We start from the raw sequence: 17,779 nt of genomic DNA on the forward strand, positions 1-17,779 counted from the left end.
TCTTACTCCATAGCAAGTTCGAATTTTGCTGGGACATTTATAACGCCAGTTTTCGCAAACGTACCCTCATCTGCTCGCACGCGAAACAGGACAACATCAATACGGCGATGCAAAAACAAAGCAACATCACCCGTGTCATCCCGTACACCGCAGTTCACGTAATAGGTTCCGGGGGCAAATGAATTACCAAATTCAAATTTTAGCAGGAGCGTTTCGCCGGCACTGAAGGTTCTGCCTTTCACTTCAGGCATATCCGCGGTATCCATACCAAACAGCGCAATACCATCACGCGTCTTGACCATGAAGGCAAAGGCGATCTGTGTCACCTCCTCGGTAAAACGAACGCGATACTTCAGTATCAAACTATCGTTGCTGCCAAAAACGTTGGCAGGATGCCCCTCCGAGCTTTCCATCCATATCGACTCAACAACCGCGCGGCCGTCGCCATAAGAAAGTTCACAACTACTCAGCAAGCTGGGATCAACCACAGCCTCGACACTCTTTGCGACTGGCAGAGCCGATTTCTTCCCACCGCCGAACAAAACTTGTTCGTAGGTATCGCATACGTCTTTCGCAGCACCAAAAGCGGCGACACTTCCATTCTGAAGGAAGAGCGCTTTATCGCAGATTTTTTTAACTGTTTCAGTATCGTGAGTCACAAAAAGCAGAGTTGTGCCCTTTTCACGAAACTGTTCAATCCGTCGATAGCACTTTCGCTGAAAAGCAACGTCCCCCACCGACAAGGCTTCATCGACGATGAGAATCTCTGGACGCACTGCCGTTGCCACTGCAAATGCCAGCCTCACCTGCATACCGCTGGAATACACACGCACCGGTTGATCAATGTAATCACCTATGTCGGCGAACGCCTCGATTTCCGACATATGCAGAGAGACCTCCTCCAGAGAAAGCCCAAGCAACTGACCGGCCATATAGGCATTCTGTCTACCCGTAAAATCAGGGTGAAACCCCATACCCAACTCGAGCAGAGCGGCGACTCGCCCATTTATGTCTACACTCCCGGTTGTAGGTTGGGTAGTGCCCGTAATCATTTTCAGCAACGTGCTTTTGCCTGCACCATTGACCCCGATTATCCCTACCGCCTCACCTGCATTTACAGAAAAGCTGATGTCTTGTAATACCCACTTAAGGGTATGTCGGGGCTTTAGTTTGGGAATGAGCCACTCAGCCAATCGCCCCCAACGCGTGCGATATTGTTTGTATGCTTTGCCCAGTCCAACAACCGTAATGCTACCCATCAAAGTTCGTCCACTATTTCGCCTGCGTGCTTGCGGAAAAAACGCATACCCACAAAACACAAAAACACCGCCAGGGTGGTGATCGGCCACAAAGTTTCCCATTGCGGCCACTGACCGGAAACAAGAACCCCTTGAAAGGCGGCCATAAGGCTGGTCATCGGGTTAAGGTCAATAAACACGCGCAACTCTTTGGAGAGCGCGGTAATCGGATAGATGATGGGAGTCAGCCAAAACCAGAATGTAATGAAGATCCCAAAGAACTGTCCGACATCGCGGAAAAACACATTGAGCACCCCCAATGTAATGCCGAGCCCTATTGAAAAGAGGATCAGAATCAACAGCAACGGGACCAAGGCAAGAAATGCCAAACCAGGAAAATTACCGCTAATGATTAGAAAAACAGTAAAAAGACCGAATGTGATGATGAAATTTATGCCGGCATTCGCGACAACCACGACTGGAAGGCACAACCGTGGAAAACTGATTTTCTTCAACAAGTTGGCATTATCGAGAAAAACAGTCTGACTTCTCCCGACCAGTTCGGCAAACAGCCCCCAAGTAAGTATCCCCGCGCACAGGTAGATACTGTATCCAAAGGTGCCTTCGACACCCGGCAACTTGGCTCTCATCACCTCAGCGAAAATAACGGTATATACGATAATCATCGCCAACGGATTGAGTATCGTCCACAACGCACCCAGCAAAGAATTTCTGTATTTGGACTGAAACTCTCGTTTGACACTTCCTGAGATAAACCCGCGATAGTTCCAGAGCGCTTTAAGCATAGAACTCATTGGTTCTCTCCTAAAATCAACCCCTCAAGCAGTGCAAGCTGCGATGAAAGCGTGGCTTCATTGGCGCGAGATTCGACGTTCAGTCGCAATAGAGATTCCGTATTGGACTCTCTAAGATTGAAACGCCAGTCACCAAAGTCCATGCTCAAGCCATCAGTCATATCGATCGCTGGATTCAGCGGAAGATAGGCCTTGCGTATTTTTTCAATAATCGTCGGCACATCATCAACGCGATAATTGATTTCACCGCTGCATGGAAAATCGGAAATTCGTTCGTCAACTAACTGAGCCAGGCTCTTTCCATTAGCCGACATCAAAGCGGCTACCAGCAACCACGGAATCATGCCGCTGTCGCAGTACGCAAAATCACGGAAGTAGTGGTGAGCGCTCATTTCGCCGCCATACACTGCATCCTCCTCGCGCATACGCTCCTTGATAAATGCATGGCCGGTTTTACTTTGCACGGCGATACCACCCGCTTTCTCAACGCGCTCGATGGTGTTCCAAGTCAGTCGAGGATCGTGGATGATCTTGCTGCCAGGGTGCTTTATGAGCAGCATTTCGGCCAAAAGGCCAACCAGGTAATAACCCTCGATAAAACGCCCATTCGCATCGAAGAAAAAGCAGCGGTCAAAATCGCCATCCCAGGCCAGTCCGATATCGCACTGGTTCGCCAGTAGTGCATCACGCGTCAACTCGCGATTCTCAGGCAATAATGGATTTGGGACGCCGTTTGGGAAGGTGCCATCAGGCTCTTCATTGATAAACAGCAACTTCAGAGGTAGTCGCGCGGCCAGCGCCTGGAGTACAGGGCCGGCTGCGCCATTACCTGGGTCTGCGAGGATTTTCAAAGGTTTCAGTGCGCTGATGTCGACGTAAGTCAGCAAATGGTCGATGTAGGCACTCTTATCGAACGCCTGACGGACTGTCCCCTTTTCTGCCACCAGGTCACCCAGGTCACCCTGTTCGACGCGTTGGCGGATGGCATCAAGACCCGTGTCACCACTGATAGGGCGAGACTCTGCTTTGACGAGTTTCATCCCGTTGTAGCCTTTGGGATTGTGGCTGGCGGTAATCATCACGCCGCCATCAACTTTGTAGTGGCTTGTGGCGAAGTAAACTTCCTCCGTGCCGCAAAGCCCGATATCGATGACATCGCCGCCGGCCTCGGTAATGCCCCGCATCAGCGCTGCAGCCAAGGATGGACTTTCAAGCCGCATATCCTGACCAACCACGAAATTTTTCGCACGTAATTCAACTACGAGCGCGCGACCAATGCGGTAGGAAATATCTTCGTTGAGTTGAGCGGGAACCTGACCACGAATGTCATAGGCTTTGAAACACTGCGTCACGATAGGAGGATACATTCTACTCACATAGCTGAAATGTCCGATGCCGCCCTGAGGCGGCAACGGCAAGAATGGACCGCCAGGCTTGATGTCACTGGCGCTTGAACCCTGCAAGGCGCAGGGCTCGCATCGGGTTCAGTGTCGTTATTTGTCGACACGACCATAGTTATCTTCAAAACGCACGATGTCGTCTTCACCCAGGTAATCACCACTCTGCACTTCGATCAGCACCAGATCGATGACTCCCGGGTTCATCAGGCGATGTTGGTGGCCGGCGCGAATGAACGTGGACTCATTGGTGTTCAGCATCAGCTCCTGCTGATCGTTGACCACGATTGCCATACCGCTCACAACGATCCAATGCTCACTTCTGTGGTGATGCATTTGCAGTGAAAGAGAAGCTTTTGGCTTGACCACAATGCGCTTGATCTTGAAACGCTCGCCGTTTTCCAGCGTGGTGTAAGTACCCCAAGGACGATGCACCGTACGGTGAAGCAAATGTACCGTATGACTGCAGGCCTTTAGCTGATTGACAATATGCTTCACGTCTTGAGCGTGATCCTTGTGAGCAATCATCACCGCGTCGGGAGTATCAATGACCAGCAAGTCCTCAACGCCGACAAGCGCAGTCAACCTGTCTTCACTGTTGACATAGTTATTGCGCGACTCATGGGACAGTACCTCGCCCTCAAAGCGGTTACCGTTCTCGTCGGGCTCGGTCAATTCGCTGACAGCGTTCCACGAACCGATATCACTCCAACCAATGTCACAGGGAACAGTCGCAACTTTGGAAGAGCGCTCCATCAACGCGTAATCGATGGAAATATCCGGCACCGCTGCGAATGCTTCGGCATCAAGGGCTAGGCAACGGTATTTGGCGGACGAGGTCAGACGCGAGCTATCGATCGTTTTGCTAACCGCCTCGACTACATCCGGAGCATGCTGACGAAGCTCTTCCAGGACGGAGCCCACACGGAAGCAGAACATCCCGGAGTTCCAGTAGTAGTTCCCCGCGCTGACGTAGTTTTGAGCGGTTTCAAGATTAGGCTTTTCGACAAAACGCGCGACTTTCAAGCCACCTTTAAGAGGGGCATCCTTCTGCGCTTCAATGTAACCGAACCCAGTCTCAGGGTAGGTTGGCTGAATACCAAACGTTACCAACCAGCCGTCGGCAGCCAGCGCCATGGCGCTGGAAACGGCCGCAGCGAAAGCCTTTTCGTCTTTGATCAGGTGATCAGCAGCCAACACCAGCATCTGGGCATCGGGGCCGTGGGTGGATTCGAGTTGAAGTGCCGCTGCGGCAACGGCCGCCGCTGTATTGCGACCAAAGGGTTCAAGAATGAAAGCCTGAGCATGCTTGGCAGAATTGACTGCGCTGTACTCATCTTCAGTCTTGAACAAGAGTTCGCGGTTGGTCACCGTCAGAACTTCCACGACACCTTCCAGACGCGAAGCACGAAGGAACGTTTTCTGGATTAGATTCTGGCCATCTGGCAGTGCCATGAACGGCTTTGGATGGGTTTCTCGAGAAACAGGCCACAACCGGCTGCCCACTCCGCCAGACATAATTACGGGAATCAGTTCCATGCTCTCAATCCTTAGTCCCCTCTCCAGTGGATACTTCCAGAAACGGGTTCAATTATATTTCCGGTCATTTGTGCGTCCTGACTGACGCAAATACTTGCCCCAAGCCGCAAGAAAAAAACAGCCGCTCGGCCTAAATCCAAATCAATACGCAACACCCGGATCCTTGCCGATCAACGATTGGGCAGGGCTTCTTTTATGAGGCGTACCCAATGAGGCGAAGCTGCCCGCCCACGACCGCGAGTCGTAAGAACCGGTATGATTGCTGATCATTCTACAGCTTGTGCTTGGACATTAATAACTCCCTCCCGGCGGAAGGCACAAAAAAACGCCCTTAAAATTGAAAGCATCCGAACAAGATCGATATCAAACCGACATCAACCCGGCTCGGCGTAACCACATCACAATCTCTACGAAAAATGGCTACTGCGCCAACAATGTCAGCCCTCGCGCACTGCGGAATCCAGAAGCTTCTCCAGGTACTGCCCATAGCCGGTTTTCTTCAGACGCTCGGCTTGAGCACGCAACTGCGCCATGTCAATCCAGCCATTACTGTAAGCAATCTCTTCAAGGCAGGCGACCTTCAAGCCCTGGCGCTTTTCGATGGTATGCACGAAGTGACTGGCCTCTAGCAGCGAATCATGCGTACCGGTATCAAGCCATGCGAAGCCTCGACCGAGCATTTCAACCTTCAGCGACTTCTGTTGAAGATAAGCGAGATTGACATCGGTAATTTCGAGCTCGCCGCGCGCGGACGGCTTGATCTTCTTGGCAATATCGACAACCTGATTATCGTAGAAATATAGACCTGTCACAGCGTAGCTGGACTTGGGCACTATCGGCTTTTCCTCGATACTCAATGCTGATCCATTAGCGTCAAACTCAACCACACCAAAGCGCTCGGGATCGGATACGTGATATCCGAAGATAGTTGCACCGTCCTCCTGCAGACCGGCCGAACGCAGGTTGTCCGAGAAGTGCTGACCGTAGAAAATGTTGTCTCCCAGGATCAGACAGCACGGATCATCGCCGATGAACTCCTCACCGATAATGAAAGCCTGAGCCAGCCCGTCCGGGCTTGGCTGTTCGGCGTAACACAGCTTGATGCCATATTGGCTACCGTCGCCCAACAGCTTTTGAAAGCACGGCAAATCTTCAGGCGTGGAAATAATCAGAATTTCGCGCATCCCCGCCAACATCAGCACGGACAAGGGATAGAAGATCATCGGCTTGTCGTAGATCGGCAGCATCTGCTTGGACACGCCAAGGGTCAGCGGGTGCAAACGAGTACCCGAACCGCCAGCGAGGATGATGCCTTTACGATTTATCGTGGTCATTTATTGAGAACTTCCGTAAGCATTCGGGTTACGCCACTGCGCCAATCCGGCAAGTGCAAAGAAAAATTGTCGCGCAGCTTTCCCGTATTCAACCGGGAGTTCAGTGGGCGACAGGCTGGCGTTGGGTAGACAGACGTTTCGATCGCATTGATGCCTTTCACACAGAGCTCTTCCCCATGCGCTTTGGCGAAGTCAATCACGTGAGTTGCATATCCATGCCAAGAGACTTCGCCAGCGGCCGCCAAGTGATAAAGACCCGACAATTCAGGACGCAGAAAAACCTGTCGAAGGGTCAAGGCACTGATGTCCGCAATCAGGTCTGCACCGGTTGGCGCCCCGATCTGATCAGCGATGACACTCAGACTTTCGCGCTCTTTTGCCAGACGCAACATGGTTTTGGCGAAATTATTGCCACGAGCGCCATAAACCCAGCTGGTGCGAAAAATAAGATGCTTGCAGCCGGATTCGATGATCAATCGCTCTCCCGCAAGTTTGCTGGCACCGTAGTGATTCACCGGAGCCACGGCGTCACTCTCCCGCCATGGTGCAGATCCATGCCCATCGAAGACATAATCTGTCGAGTAATGAACCAGCCACCCGCCAAGCGCTCTGACCTCTTGCGCCAATACTCCAACAGCACGCGCGTTCACAAGATCTGCCAGCTCAGTCTCGACCTCAGCCTTGTCGACTGCGGTGTAAGCAGCCGCATTGACAACGACATCTGGCCTGATTGCGCGGAGAGTTGCCCGTAACCCATCAATATTGCTCAGGTCACCGCACAAGCCATCGGTTACTTGACGATCCAGTGCCACCAACTCACCGAGGGGCGCGAGAGATCGCTGCAACTCCCAACCGACCTGGCCGTTTTTTCCCAGAAGAAGGATTTTCATGCCTTGCCCGTACGATCTGCGTAGTTCTGATCAATCCACTGCTGATAGCTGCCGCTCTTCACATGCGCGACCCATTCAGTATTGTTCAGATACCACTCCACCGTTTTGCGGATACCACTATCAAACGTTTCTTCCGGCGCCCAACCAAGCTCTTGCTGTATCTTGCTTGCATCAATCGCGTAACGCTGATCATGACCGGGGCGGTCCTGCACGTAAGTGATCAGACTCGCATGGGGGCAATGAGGCGAAGCCGGGCGCAACTCATCAAGCAGCGCGCAGAGAGCATGCACTACTTCGATATTTTGTTTCTCGTTGTGGCCACCAATGTTGTAAGTCTCGCCGATGACGCCATCGGTGACGACTTTGTAGAGCGCGCGAGCGTGATCCTCCACATACAGCCAGTCACGTACCTGGTCGCCCTTGCCGTAAACCGGTAGCGCCTTGCCTTCCAGAGCGTTAAGTATGATTAGCGGAATCAGCTTTTCCGGAAAGTGGTACGGACCATAGTTGTTCGAACAATTGGTAACCAGGGTCGGCAGACCATAGGTGCGAGACCACGCGCGAACTAGGTGATCGGAGCTAGCCTTGCTGGCAGAGTAAGGCGAACTTGGCTGGTAGGGCGTGGTTTCGGTAAACAGATCTTCAGGCCCTTCCAGATCGCCGTACACTTCATCAGTAGAGATATGATGAAAGCGAAAAACGGCTTTACGACCTTGCTCCAGGCCGCTCCAGTAATGACGCGCTGATTCCAGAAGCGTGTAGGTGCCAATGATGTTGGTCTGGATGAATTCCGACGGACCCGATATGGAGCGGTCAACGTGCGACTCTGCCGCCAAATGCATGATCGCGTCAGGCTGGTGCTCACGCAGAACTCGATCCATTTGACCGCGATCACAAATGTCTACGTGCTCAAATGCATAGCGCGAGCTCTGACTCACATCAGCCAGAGACTCCAGATTGCCGGCATAGGTCAGCTTATCGACGTTAACGACAGAATCGCCGGTATTGGAAATGATGTGACGGATAACTGCTGAGCCGATAAACCCGGCGCCGCCGGTTACTAGAATTTTCACGCGGTACCATGCCTTTGAGCTGCTGACAGCGATTCGGGAGCGCTGTCCAATCCACGAATGCAAAAGCTACCAATCGTAGCTTTTATCAAATTCAGTCTGAATGGGTGTGAAAACCTCACAACCAAAAGAGGATCGCATTTTACAGCTTCATAGGCGTTTTACTATTGGATATAGCTAAGCCTGGAAGCAAGCATATGAGGCTTTCACTCTGTCAAATGCTTGCGCGCAGCCCTGTTTCTACTCGCGACTCTTGATGAGCGCCCCAAAAACCAGCCTAACACCGGCCCGATCAGCATCCCGACAAGCAAAGCCAAAACCACGATCAACGAAATCGGCAACTGAGGCCCAGACAAACCCAGAAACAATAACGAAACCGACTGCTGATTCTCGAGAACAAACGCCAGAATCACCAAAATCAGTAAAAGAATAAAAACGCCAAGAAGTATGCGCTTGAGGTTACGCATCAGCGCCCCCTTGAAAAATAGCGAAGATCAAACCCCCTCCTCCTCTTCCTCATTCACCCGGTCACGCAATTCTTTACCCGGCTTGAAATGCGGAACGAACTTACCGTCCAGACTGACCGACTGACCGGTCTTTGGATTGCGGCCAACACGCGGAGCACGGTAATGCAGGGAGAAGCTGCCAAACCCACGGATCTCGATACGATCACCGGTGGCGAGGCACTGGGACATTTGTTCAAGCATGGTCTTGATGGCCAGCTCCACATCCTTGGATGAGAGTAGCCCTTGATGGGTGACAATTCGTTCGATCAACTCCGACTTCGTCATATTTTTCCCTTCTTTTTCAAGCAGCTAGATCAGCGCTTGAAAGGTTTTAGCACGCCCGGAAGATTTTGAACAGCCCAGGGATTGACATATCTTCCTCCGCGTCGAAACGCCCGTTTTCAGGGCATCACAGCAACAAACAGGGCACAGCATGCTTAACGGCATATCACCAGCATGGTTCGCGTCACGTAGCCCGCCGGGTTGAAGCCAAAAGGAAACTCATCTTCATCCTTGGCATCATCTGACCTCGTGATCACTTTGTAGCCCGCGCCCTTGCACTCCTTCGCCGCGCGCTTCTGGCATTTCTCCCAGCCAGAGCCCAATCCAGAGCAGTCGACCTCTATACCACTGACACCACGCACGGCATGGGTCTTGGCACTGGTCGTACAGCCAGCCAGAGCCAGCACAGCCATGAGGACAATAAACTTGTTCATCCACTTCCTTATGCCAGGCAATGCCCGACCGCTACACGCTTAAGATCAAGCTTAGTCGTGAATAGGCGATTGATCCGATTAAAGAAACAGACCACCCGGAAGCAAGATTGGTTTCACCAAAAACCCTAAACAAGCCGTGAGCACTAAATCGCAGGCACAAAAAAGGGCGACCGAAGTCGCCCTTTTTCATGATCAAGCAGAACTTAGTTCTGTTTGGCCATTGCTTGACGCAGCAGTGCAGCCATAGTGGTATCGGCAGGAGCAGCAGCTTCACCTTCTTTCAGGCTCTGGATAGCTTCTTTCTCTTCAGCATCGTCTTTCGATTTGATCGACAGCTGAATCACACGGCTCTTACGATCAACGCTGATGATCTTGGCTTCTACTTCCTGACCTTCTTTCAGAACGTTGCGCGCGTCTTCAACGCGGTCACGGCTGATTTCGGAGGCTTTCAGAGTCGCTTCGATATCGTCGGCCAGAACGATGATGGCGCCTTTGGCGTCAACTTCTTTCACGGTGCCAGTAACGATTGCGCCTTTGTCGTTAACCGAGACGTACTCGGAGAACGGATCGCTTTCCAGTTGCTTGATACCCAGGGAGATACGCTCGCGCTCTGGGTCAACCGACAGGATAACGGTGTCCAGCTCGTCGCCCTTCTTGAAACGACGAACAGCTTCTTCGCCAACTTCGTTCCAGGAGATGTCGGACAGGTGAACCAGACCGTCGATGCCGCCGTCCAGACCAATGAAGATACCGAAATCGGTGATCGACTTGATGGTGCCGGAGATTTTATCGCCCTTGTTGAACTGGCCAGAGAAATCTTCCCATGGGTTAGATTTGCACTGCTTGATGCCCAGGGAGATACGACGACGCTCTTCGTCGATGTCCAGAACCATAACTTCCACTTCGTCGCCGACTTGTACGACTTTCGAAGGGTGGATGTTCTTGTTGGTCCAGTCCATTTCCGAAACGTGTACCAGACCTTCAACGCCTTCTTCCAGCTCAGCGAAGCAGCCGTAGTCGGTCAGGTTGGTTACACGAGCGGTAACGCGAGTGCTTTCTGGGTAACGGGCTTTGATAGCAACCCATGGATCTTCGCCCAGTTGCTTCAGGCCCAGGGAAACACGGTTGCGTTCGCGATCGTATTTCAGAACCTTAACGTCGATTTCGTCACCAACGTTGACGATCTCGGAAGGATGCTTGATGCGCTTCCAAGCCATGTCGGTGATGTGCAGCAGGCCGTCCACGCCACCCAGATCGACGAATGCGCCGTAATCGGTGAGGTTTTTGACGATACCTTTGACTTGCTGGCCTTCCTGCAGGGATTCCAGCAGAGCTTCACGCTCGGCGGAGTTCTCGGCTTCCAGGACGCTGCGACGGGAAACGACAACGTTGTTGCGCTTCTGGTCCAGCTTGATGACCTTGAATTCCAGCTCTTTGCCTTCCAGGTGCGTGGTGTCGCGCACTGGACGGACGTCAACCAGGGAACCTGGCAGGAACGCACGGATGCCGTTAACGTCGACAGTGAAGCCGCCTTTAACCTTACCGTTGATAACGCCCTTGACCACTTCCTCGGCTGCGAAGGCTGCTTCCAGAACGATCCAGCATTCAGCGCGCTTGGCTTTTTCACGGGACAGCTTGGTTTCACCGAAACCGTCTTCAACCGAGTCCAGCGCAACGTGAACTTCGTCACCGACATTGATAGTCAGATCGCCAGCGTCGTTGTAGAACTGCTCAAGCGGGATGAGTGCTTCAGACTTCAGGCCAGCGTGAACGGTTACCCAGCGAGCTTGGTAATCGATATCAACGATAACACCGGTGATGATGGAGCCTGCCTGAAGGTTCAGGGTTTTTAGGCTTTCTTCAAAGAGTTCCGCAAAGCTTTCGCTCATTTTAATTCCTGTAAATGAGGGCGAAGGATACGCCCATCTCCACACCCCAGACGGTGTGGGTTAGTTTCATATAGAAGAAGCGTCGCAGGACTATGACTGGTCCCCTGCGGCCTTCTTGGTCACCCGGCGATATCGCGAATGGCGATCTCGCTCATGATGCGTTCAAGCACCTGATCGATGGACAACTCCGTGGAATCCAGCTGTATGGCGTCAGCCGCCGGCTTAAGCGGGGCTACCGCTCGCTGGGTGTCACGCTCGTCGCGTGCACGGATCTCATCTAGCAGACTCGACAGACTAACACCCTCGACTTTGCCCTTCAACTGCAAATATCGACGGCGCGCCCTCTCCTCGGCACTGGCGGTCAGGAAAATCTTCAGCGGTGCATCCGGAAAAACCACCGTGCCCATGTCGCGACCATCGGCCACCAGACCCGGCGCTTCCTGAAAAGCACGCTGGCGCTGCAGCAGCGCCTCGCGTACGGCCGGCAATGCAGCCACTTGCGAAGCGCCGGAGCCGACGCTTTCGGTGCGGATCACATCGCTGACTTCGTCACCTTCCAGAATGATCCGTTGCAACTGACCTTCGGTCGCCGCAATGAACTGAACATCCAGATGAGCGGCAAGCTTCTTCAGCAGCTCTTCATTGGTCAGGTCGACACCATGGTTATGCGCAGCAAATGCCAGCAAGCGGTACAACGCACCGGAATCCAGCAGGTTCCAGCCCAGACGCTTGGCCAGTATTCCGGCTACGGTGCCTTTGCCCGAGCCGCTTGGCCCATCAATGGTGATGACCGGTGCAATGTTTTTCACGACTGAGCCTCTTGTGCCACACGAATGCCGACCTGCCCGCACAGCGCGAGGAAGTTGGGGAACGACGTCGCGACGTTGGCGCAATCATGGATGCGGATCGGTGCGGTGGCGCGCAGGGAGGCCACACTGAAAGCCATCGCGATACGGTGATCGCCGTGACCATGCACTTCGCCGCCGCCGATCTGGCCGCCGTCGATGATGATACCGTCCGGGGTTGGCTGGCATTTCACGCCCAGCGCCAACAGACCGTCCGCCATCACCTGGATACGATCCGATTCCTTGACCCGCAGCTCTTCAGCGCCAGTCAGCACGGTACGCCCTTCGGCGCAGGCAGCCGCCACGAACAGCACCGGGAATTCGTCGATGGCCAGCGGAACCAGCTCTTCGGGAATCTCGATACCTTTGAGTTTAGCTGCCCGCACGCGCAGGTCAGCCACAGGCTCGCCGCCGACTTCACGCTGGTTTTCCAGGGTGATGTCAGCACCCATCAGGCGCAGGATGTCGATCACGCCAGTACGGGTCGGGTTGATGCCGACGTGCTCAAGCACCAGTTCCGAACCTTCAGCGATCGACGCTGCGACCAGGAAGAACGCCGACGACGAGATGTCGCCCGGCACTTCAATATGGGTCGCAGTCAGCTTGCCACCGGACTCAACCGATGCCGTAGCGCCATCAACGCTTACCGAATAACCAAAACCACGCAGCATGCGTTCGGTATGGTCACGGGTAGGTGCCGGCTCGGTCACTGTGGTCTTGCCTTCCGCGTACAGACCGGCGAGCAGCAGGCAGGATTTCACCTGAGCACTGGCCATCGGCATGGTGTAAGTCAGGCCTTTGAGTTTATGCCCGCCACGAATGGTCATCGGTGGACGACCTTCGGCAGCAGTTTCGATCACGGCGCCCATTTCGCGCAGCGGATTGGCCACGCGGTTCATCGGGCGCTTCGAAAGCGAGGCATCACCCGTCAAAACACTGTCGAAGTTTTGCGCAGCCAACAGGCCGGACAGCAGACGCATCGACGTGCCGGAGTTGCCCAGATAGATCGGGCCCGGCGCCGGTTTCAGGCCGTGCAGGCCGACACCGTGAATGGTCACGCGGCCGTGGTGCGGGCCTTCGATGACCACGCCCATGTCGCGGAATGCCTGCAAGGTCGCCAGGGCGTCTTCACCCTCAAGGAAACCTTCGACTTCGGTGACACCTTCGGCCAGCGAGCCGAGCATGATCGAACGGTGGGAAATGGATTTGTCACCCGGTACGCGAATCCGACCGGACAGGCGGCCACCAGGTTGAGCCAGGAAGATCAGATCGTTGGAATTCATAGCGTCCACATAGGCCCTGCGGGCCAGGATTTTACTGAAATGCTCGCGGGCAACCCGGGCGCGCGTGAAGACGCCCAACAATTGGTGCCCATCCCCTGCATCGACCGCGTCGCGCAAAGCGTCGAGGTCGCTGCGAAATGTATCGAGTGTGCGCAGGACAGCCTCGCGGTTGGCGAGGAAGATGTCGTGCCACATCACCGGGTCGCTTCCGGCGATTCTTGTGAAATCGCGGAAACCGCCCGCAGCGTAACGGAAGATCTCAAGATTTTCATTGCGCTTGGCCAATGAATCGACCAGACCGAAGGCCAGCAGGTGCGGCAGATGACTGGTCGCGGCCAGCACTTCATCATGACGCTCGACTTGCATGTGCTCGACATCGGCACCCAATTCGCGCCACAGACGATCGACCACAGCCAATGCGGCCGGGTCGGTTTGCTCAAGCGGCGTGAGGATCACTTTGTGGCGACGGAACAGCTCGGCATTGGAGGCTTCCACCCCGCTCTGCTCGGAGCCGGCAATCGGATGGCCCGGCACGAAACGCGCCGGCATGCCGCCAAACGCCTCGGTCGCCGCGCGCACCACATTGCCTTTGGCGCTGCCAACATCAGTCAGAATCGCCGCCCCCAGATCAATACTCGCCAAACGCGCGAGCACTTTTTCCATGGCCAGAATCGGCACCGCCAACTGAATTACGTCAGCGCCCTGACAGGCCACCACCAGATCATCTTCACAACGGTCGACCACACCCAACTCGACCGCCAGCTTGCGCGATTGCGGATCGAGATCGACCCCGACCACTTCGCGGCAGATGCCACTTTCACGCAAGCCTTTGGCAAACGAACCACCGATCAACCCCAGACCGACCACCACAAGGCGCCCGATCATAGGTGCAGCAGATTGCAGTGCAGTGACATCACCCACGAGCCAGAACCTTGCGCAGCGCTTCGAGGAAGCGGCTGTTTTCCGCCGGCAGACCAATGGTCACCCGCAGGTGGTTCGGCATGCCGTAGTTGGCCACCGGACGCACGATCACGCCTTCGCGCAGCAAGCCCTGAAATATCGGAGCAGCTACCTGACCGAGATCGACGCAGATGAAGTTGCTTTTGGATTCGATCCAGCTCAGGCCCAACTCACGGAGACCGGCTTGCAGCTGCTGCATACCCGCCTCGTTGAGCTGGCGGCTTTGCGCCAGATATTCCTCATCCTTCAGCGCCGCACAGGCTGCCGCCAAGGCGAGGCTGTTGACGTTGAACGGTTGGCGAACACGGTTCAGCACGTCCGCCACCACCGGGGTCGACAGACCGTAGCCAACACGCAATGCCGCCAGACCATAAGCCTTGGAAAAAGTGCGCGAAACCAGCAGATTGGGGTAAGCCGCGAGGAAATCCAGACCGTCCGGCAGATCGCTGCCTTCGGCGTACTCGATGTAAGCCTCGTCCAGCACCACCAGTACATGCTCCGGAACATCCTGCAGGAACTCGTCCAGCGCTTCTGCGCCGAACCAGGTGCCGGTCGGATTGTTCGGATTGGCGATGAACACGACACGGGTATTGGCATCGATGGCCGCGAGCATCGCCGGCAGGTCATGCCCCCAATCCTTGGCCGGCACCACTTTGGCTTGTGCGCCGACGGCCTGAGTGGCGATCGGGTACACCGCGAACGCGTGCTCACTGAACACGGCATTCAGGCCCGGCGCCAGATAGGCACGCGCGACCAACTCAAGAATGTCATTGGAACCGTTGCCCAGAGTGACCTGGCTCAGTTCGACACGGCATTGCTCGGCCAGCAGGGATTTCAGCGCAAAACCGTTGCCATCCGGGTAACGGGTCAGCTCGGCCAGCTCTTCGCGGATGGCTGCCAAAGCTTTCGGACTGGCGCCTAGCGGGTTTTCGTTGCTCGCCAGTTTGACGATTTTGGCCGGATCCAGGTCCAGCTCGCGCGCCAGTTCATCCACAGGCTTGCCCGGAACGTACGGCGAAAGTTGTTGCACGCCCGGCTGTGCCAGAGCGAGGAAATTGCCACTCATTTGCTACCGCCCTTAGAGAACTGCTTTCGGGTAGGAACCCAGCACTTTGAGTGCTACTGCTTCCTGACTGATCTTTTCCAGCACACCTTTGATCAACGGATCACGGTGGTGGCCGACGAAGTCGATAAAGAACACGTAGGTCCATTTGCCGCTGCGCGACGGACGGGTTTCGATGCGGGTCAGGTCGATCCCGTTGTCATGGAACGGCACCAGCAGCTCGTGGAGCGCACCCGGCTTGTTGCTCATCGAAACGATGATCGAGGTCTTGTCGTCGCCGGTCGGCGGCACTTCCTGGTTACCGATCATCAGGAAGCGCGTCGAGTTATCCGGACGGTCTTCGATCTTCTCGGCCAGACGGGTCAGGCCATACAGACCGGCCGCCATGTCGCCGGCAATCGCCGCCGAGTTCCACTCGCCCTTGACCCGCTTGGCCGCTTCAGCGTTGCTCGACACCGCGACGCGCTCGACATTCGGGTAATGCGCGTCCAGCCACTTGCGGCACTGGGCCAGCGACTGCGCGTGGGAATAGATACGACTGATGCTGTCGGTCTTGGTGTTTTCACCGACCAACAGGTGATGGTGAATGCGCAGCTCGACTTCGCCACAGATGACCATGTCGTGTTCGAGGAAGCTGTCCAGCGTGTGGTTGACCGCGCCCTCGGTGGAGTTTTCCACCGGCACCACGCCAAAATTCACCGCACCGGCCGCCACTTCACGGAACACTTCGTCGATCGCCGCCATCGGCTTGCTGATCACCGCGTGACCGAAGTGTTTCATCGCTGCAGCCTGGGTGAAGGTGCCTTCAGGGCCGAGGTAAGCCACTTTCAGCGGCTGCTCCAGCGCTAGGCACGAGGACATGATTTCGCGGAAAAGCCGCGCCATCTCTTCGTTGCCCAGCGGCCCCTGATTGCGCTCCATCACGCGCTTGAGCACCTGAGCTTCGCGCTCAGGACGATAGAACACCGGCACTTCGCCTTCGGCCAGCGAGGCCATCTTTACTCGCGCGACTTCCTGGGCGCAACGCGCACGCTCACTGATCAGCTCAAGGACTTTGGTGTCCAGAGCGTCAATACGAACGCGCAGTGCCTTGAGTTCTTGCTCGGACATCAGCCGTGTTCCTTCTCGAATTCAGCCATGTACGCCACCAGCGCGTTAACGGCGGTGATGTCGACGGCGTTGTAGATGGAGGCGCGCATGCCGCCCACGGAGCGGTGGCCCTTCAGATTGAGCAAGCCGCGCTCTTCGGCACCGACCAGGAAAGGCTTGTCCAGACGATCATCAGCCAGACGGAACGGCACGTTCATCCACGAGCGGTCCGACTTGTTGATCGGGTTGCTGTAGAGGCCGCTGGCGTCGATGAAGTCGTACAGCGTGCGCTGCTTGACGTCGTTGAGCCTGGCGATCGCTTCAACGCCACCCTGCTCTTTCAGCCACTGGAACACCAGACCGGACAGGTACCAGGCCAGCGTCGGCGGGGTGTTGTACATCGAGCCGTTATCGGCCGCGACTTTGTAGTCGAGCATGGTTGGGCACAGCGAACGCGCCTTGCCGAGCAGGTCTTCGCGGATGATGTTGACGACGATGCCGCTCGGGCCGATGTTTTTCTGTGCGCCGGCGTAGATCATGCCGAAACGCGAGATGTCGACCGGACGCGAGAGGATGTCCGAAGACATGTCCGCTACCAACGGCACGTCACCGGTTTCCGGGATCCACTGGAATTCCAGACCGCCGATGGTTTCGTTCGGCGCGTAGTGAACGTAAGCGGCGTCTTTCGACAGTTTCCACTCGTTCTGGCCCGGGATGGCGAAATAGTCGTAAGGTTTGGCGGTGGCGGCAACATTGACGTGACCGTAGCGCGAGGCTTCTTCGATGGCTTTCTGCGACCAGATACCAGTGTCGATATAGTCGGCCGAGCCGTTTTCCGGCAGCAGGTTCAGTGGAATCTGCGCGAATTGCTGGCTGGCGCCACCTTGCAGAAACAGCACTTTGTAGTTCGACGGGATATTCAGCAGGTCACGCAGATCCTGCTCGGCCTGGGTGGCGATGGACACGAACTCATCGCTGCGATGGCTCATTTCCATGACCGACAGACCCTTGCCGTGCCAATCAAGGAGTTCACCCTGGGCACGTTGCAGGACAGCTTCAGGAAGCGCCGCAGGACCGGCGCAGAAGTTATAGGCTCGCTTGCTCACATCCAATCTCGCTCTGATTTGGTGGTATCACGCAATAAA

The 17,779-nt window shown here is 55.2% G+C and carries 16 protein-coding genes; all 16 read right to left on the bottom strand.

What is annotated here, in order from left to right:
* Window positions 1-2 precede the first annotated feature (2 nt).
* The 16 genes from LOY43_RS28730 to serC all read right to left on the bottom strand — a co-directional run bounded on the left by LOY43_RS28730 (window position 3) and on the right by serC (window position 17,740).
* A complete protein-coding gene (locus LOY43_RS28730) occupies window positions 3-1,259 on the bottom strand; it encodes an ABC transporter ATP-binding protein (protein WP_220556677.1) in 1,257 nt (418 codons plus the stop codon).
* Window positions 1,259-2,053 (bottom strand): ABC transporter permease, encoded by a 795-nt coding sequence (locus tag LOY43_RS20100; RefSeq protein ID WP_258708629.1) that lies wholly within the window; start codon window positions 2,051-2,053, stop codon window positions 1,259-1,261. Before LOY43_RS20100 ends, LOY43_RS28730 begins: the two co-directional genes overlap by 1 nt.
* Window positions 2,050-3,420, bottom strand: coding sequence for a phosphomannomutase (locus tag LOY43_RS20105; RefSeq protein WP_281062961.1), 1,371 nt, complete (start codon window positions 3,418-3,420; stop codon window positions 2,050-2,052). The genes LOY43_RS20100 and LOY43_RS20105 overlap by 4 nt, the downstream gene beginning before the upstream one ends.
* 126 nt (window positions 3,421-3,546) lie before the next feature.
* The gene (locus LOY43_RS20110) at window positions 3,547-4,989 is read right to left on the bottom strand and encodes a mannose-1-phosphate guanylyltransferase/mannose-6-phosphate isomerase (protein WP_258708630.1); all 1,443 of its coding nucleotides are present in this window, start codon (window positions 4,987-4,989) and stop codon (window positions 3,547-3,549) included.
* A 437-nt stretch (window positions 4,990-5,426) separates the two neighbouring features.
* Window positions 5,427-6,323: a glucose-1-phosphate thymidylyltransferase RfbA gene (gene rfbA, locus LOY43_RS20115; protein ID WP_220556680.1), complete on the bottom strand. Its 897-nt coding sequence runs from the start codon at window positions 6,321-6,323 to the stop codon at window positions 5,427-5,429.
* Window positions 6,320-7,213 (bottom strand): dTDP-4-dehydrorhamnose reductase, encoded by an 894-nt coding sequence (gene rfbD, locus LOY43_RS20120; RefSeq protein ID WP_258708631.1) that lies wholly within the window; start codon window positions 7,211-7,213, stop codon window positions 6,320-6,322. The genes rfbA and rfbD overlap by 4 nt, the downstream gene beginning before the upstream one ends.
* Complete coding sequence (gene rfbB, locus LOY43_RS20125) at window positions 7,210-8,286, bottom strand: dTDP-glucose 4,6-dehydratase (RefSeq protein ID WP_258708632.1); 1,077 nt, start codon at window positions 8,284-8,286, stop codon at window positions 7,210-7,212. The genes rfbD and rfbB overlap by 4 nt, the downstream gene beginning before the upstream one ends.
* 203 nt (window positions 8,287-8,489) lie before the next feature.
* Window positions 8,490-8,750, bottom strand: coding sequence for a lipopolysaccharide assembly protein LapA domain-containing protein (locus LOY43_RS20130; protein WP_095125174.1), 261 nt, complete (start codon window positions 8,748-8,750; stop codon window positions 8,490-8,492).
* A gap of 27 nt (window positions 8,751-8,777) precedes the next feature.
* Window positions 8,778-9,074, bottom strand: a complete 297-nt coding sequence (ihfB, locus tag LOY43_RS20135) for an integration host factor subunit beta (protein WP_003189779.1) — start codon at window positions 9,072-9,074, stop codon at window positions 8,778-8,780.
* A 152-nt stretch (window positions 9,075-9,226) separates the two neighbouring features.
* Window positions 9,227-9,505 carry a hypothetical protein gene (locus tag LOY43_RS20140; RefSeq protein ID WP_095048561.1) on the bottom strand — a complete coding sequence of 93 codons (279 nt, stop codon included), beginning with the start codon at window positions 9,503-9,505 and terminating at the stop codon, window positions 9,227-9,229.
* Between the two features lie 203 nt (window positions 9,506-9,708).
* Window positions 9,709-11,394, bottom strand: a complete 1,686-nt coding sequence (gene rpsA / locus LOY43_RS20145) for a 30S ribosomal protein S1 (RefSeq protein ID WP_093435292.1) — start codon at window positions 11,392-11,394, stop codon at window positions 9,709-9,711.
* Window positions 11,395-11,513: 119 nt separating this feature from the next.
* The gene (gene cmk, locus LOY43_RS20150; protein ID WP_064391442.1) at window positions 11,514-12,203 is read right to left on the bottom strand and encodes a (d)CMP kinase; all 690 of its coding nucleotides are present in this window, start codon (window positions 12,201-12,203) and stop codon (window positions 11,514-11,516) included.
* Window positions 12,200-14,407 carry a bifunctional prephenate dehydrogenase/3-phosphoshikimate 1-carboxyvinyltransferase gene (locus LOY43_RS20155; protein ID WP_256587195.1) on the bottom strand — a complete coding sequence of 736 codons (2,208 nt, stop codon included), beginning with the start codon at window positions 14,405-14,407 and terminating at the stop codon, window positions 12,200-12,202. The genes cmk and LOY43_RS20155 overlap by 4 nt, the downstream gene beginning before the upstream one ends.
* Window positions 14,408-14,435: 28 nt before the next feature.
* Window positions 14,436-15,548 carry a histidinol-phosphate transaminase gene (gene hisC / locus LOY43_RS20160; protein ID WP_258708633.1) on the bottom strand — a complete coding sequence of 371 codons (1,113 nt, stop codon included), beginning with the start codon at window positions 15,546-15,548 and terminating at the stop codon, window positions 14,436-14,438.
* Window positions 15,549-15,560: 12 nt separating this feature from the next.
* Complete coding sequence (gene pheA / locus LOY43_RS20165) at window positions 15,561-16,655, bottom strand: prephenate dehydratase (RefSeq protein WP_016770924.1); 1,095 nt, start codon at window positions 16,653-16,655, stop codon at window positions 15,561-15,563.
* Complete coding sequence (serC, locus tag LOY43_RS20170; RefSeq protein ID WP_095048564.1) at window positions 16,655-17,740, bottom strand: 3-phosphoserine/phosphohydroxythreonine transaminase; 1,086 nt, start codon at window positions 17,738-17,740, stop codon at window positions 16,655-16,657. The genes pheA and serC overlap by 1 nt, the downstream gene beginning before the upstream one ends.
* Window positions 17,741-17,779 lie beyond the last annotated feature (39 nt).

It is taken from the genome of Pseudomonas sp. B21-041 (assembly GCF_024748675.1).
GTDB classification, from domain to species: domain Bacteria; phylum Pseudomonadota; class Gammaproteobacteria; order Pseudomonadales; family Pseudomonadaceae; genus Aquipseudomonas; species Aquipseudomonas neuropathica.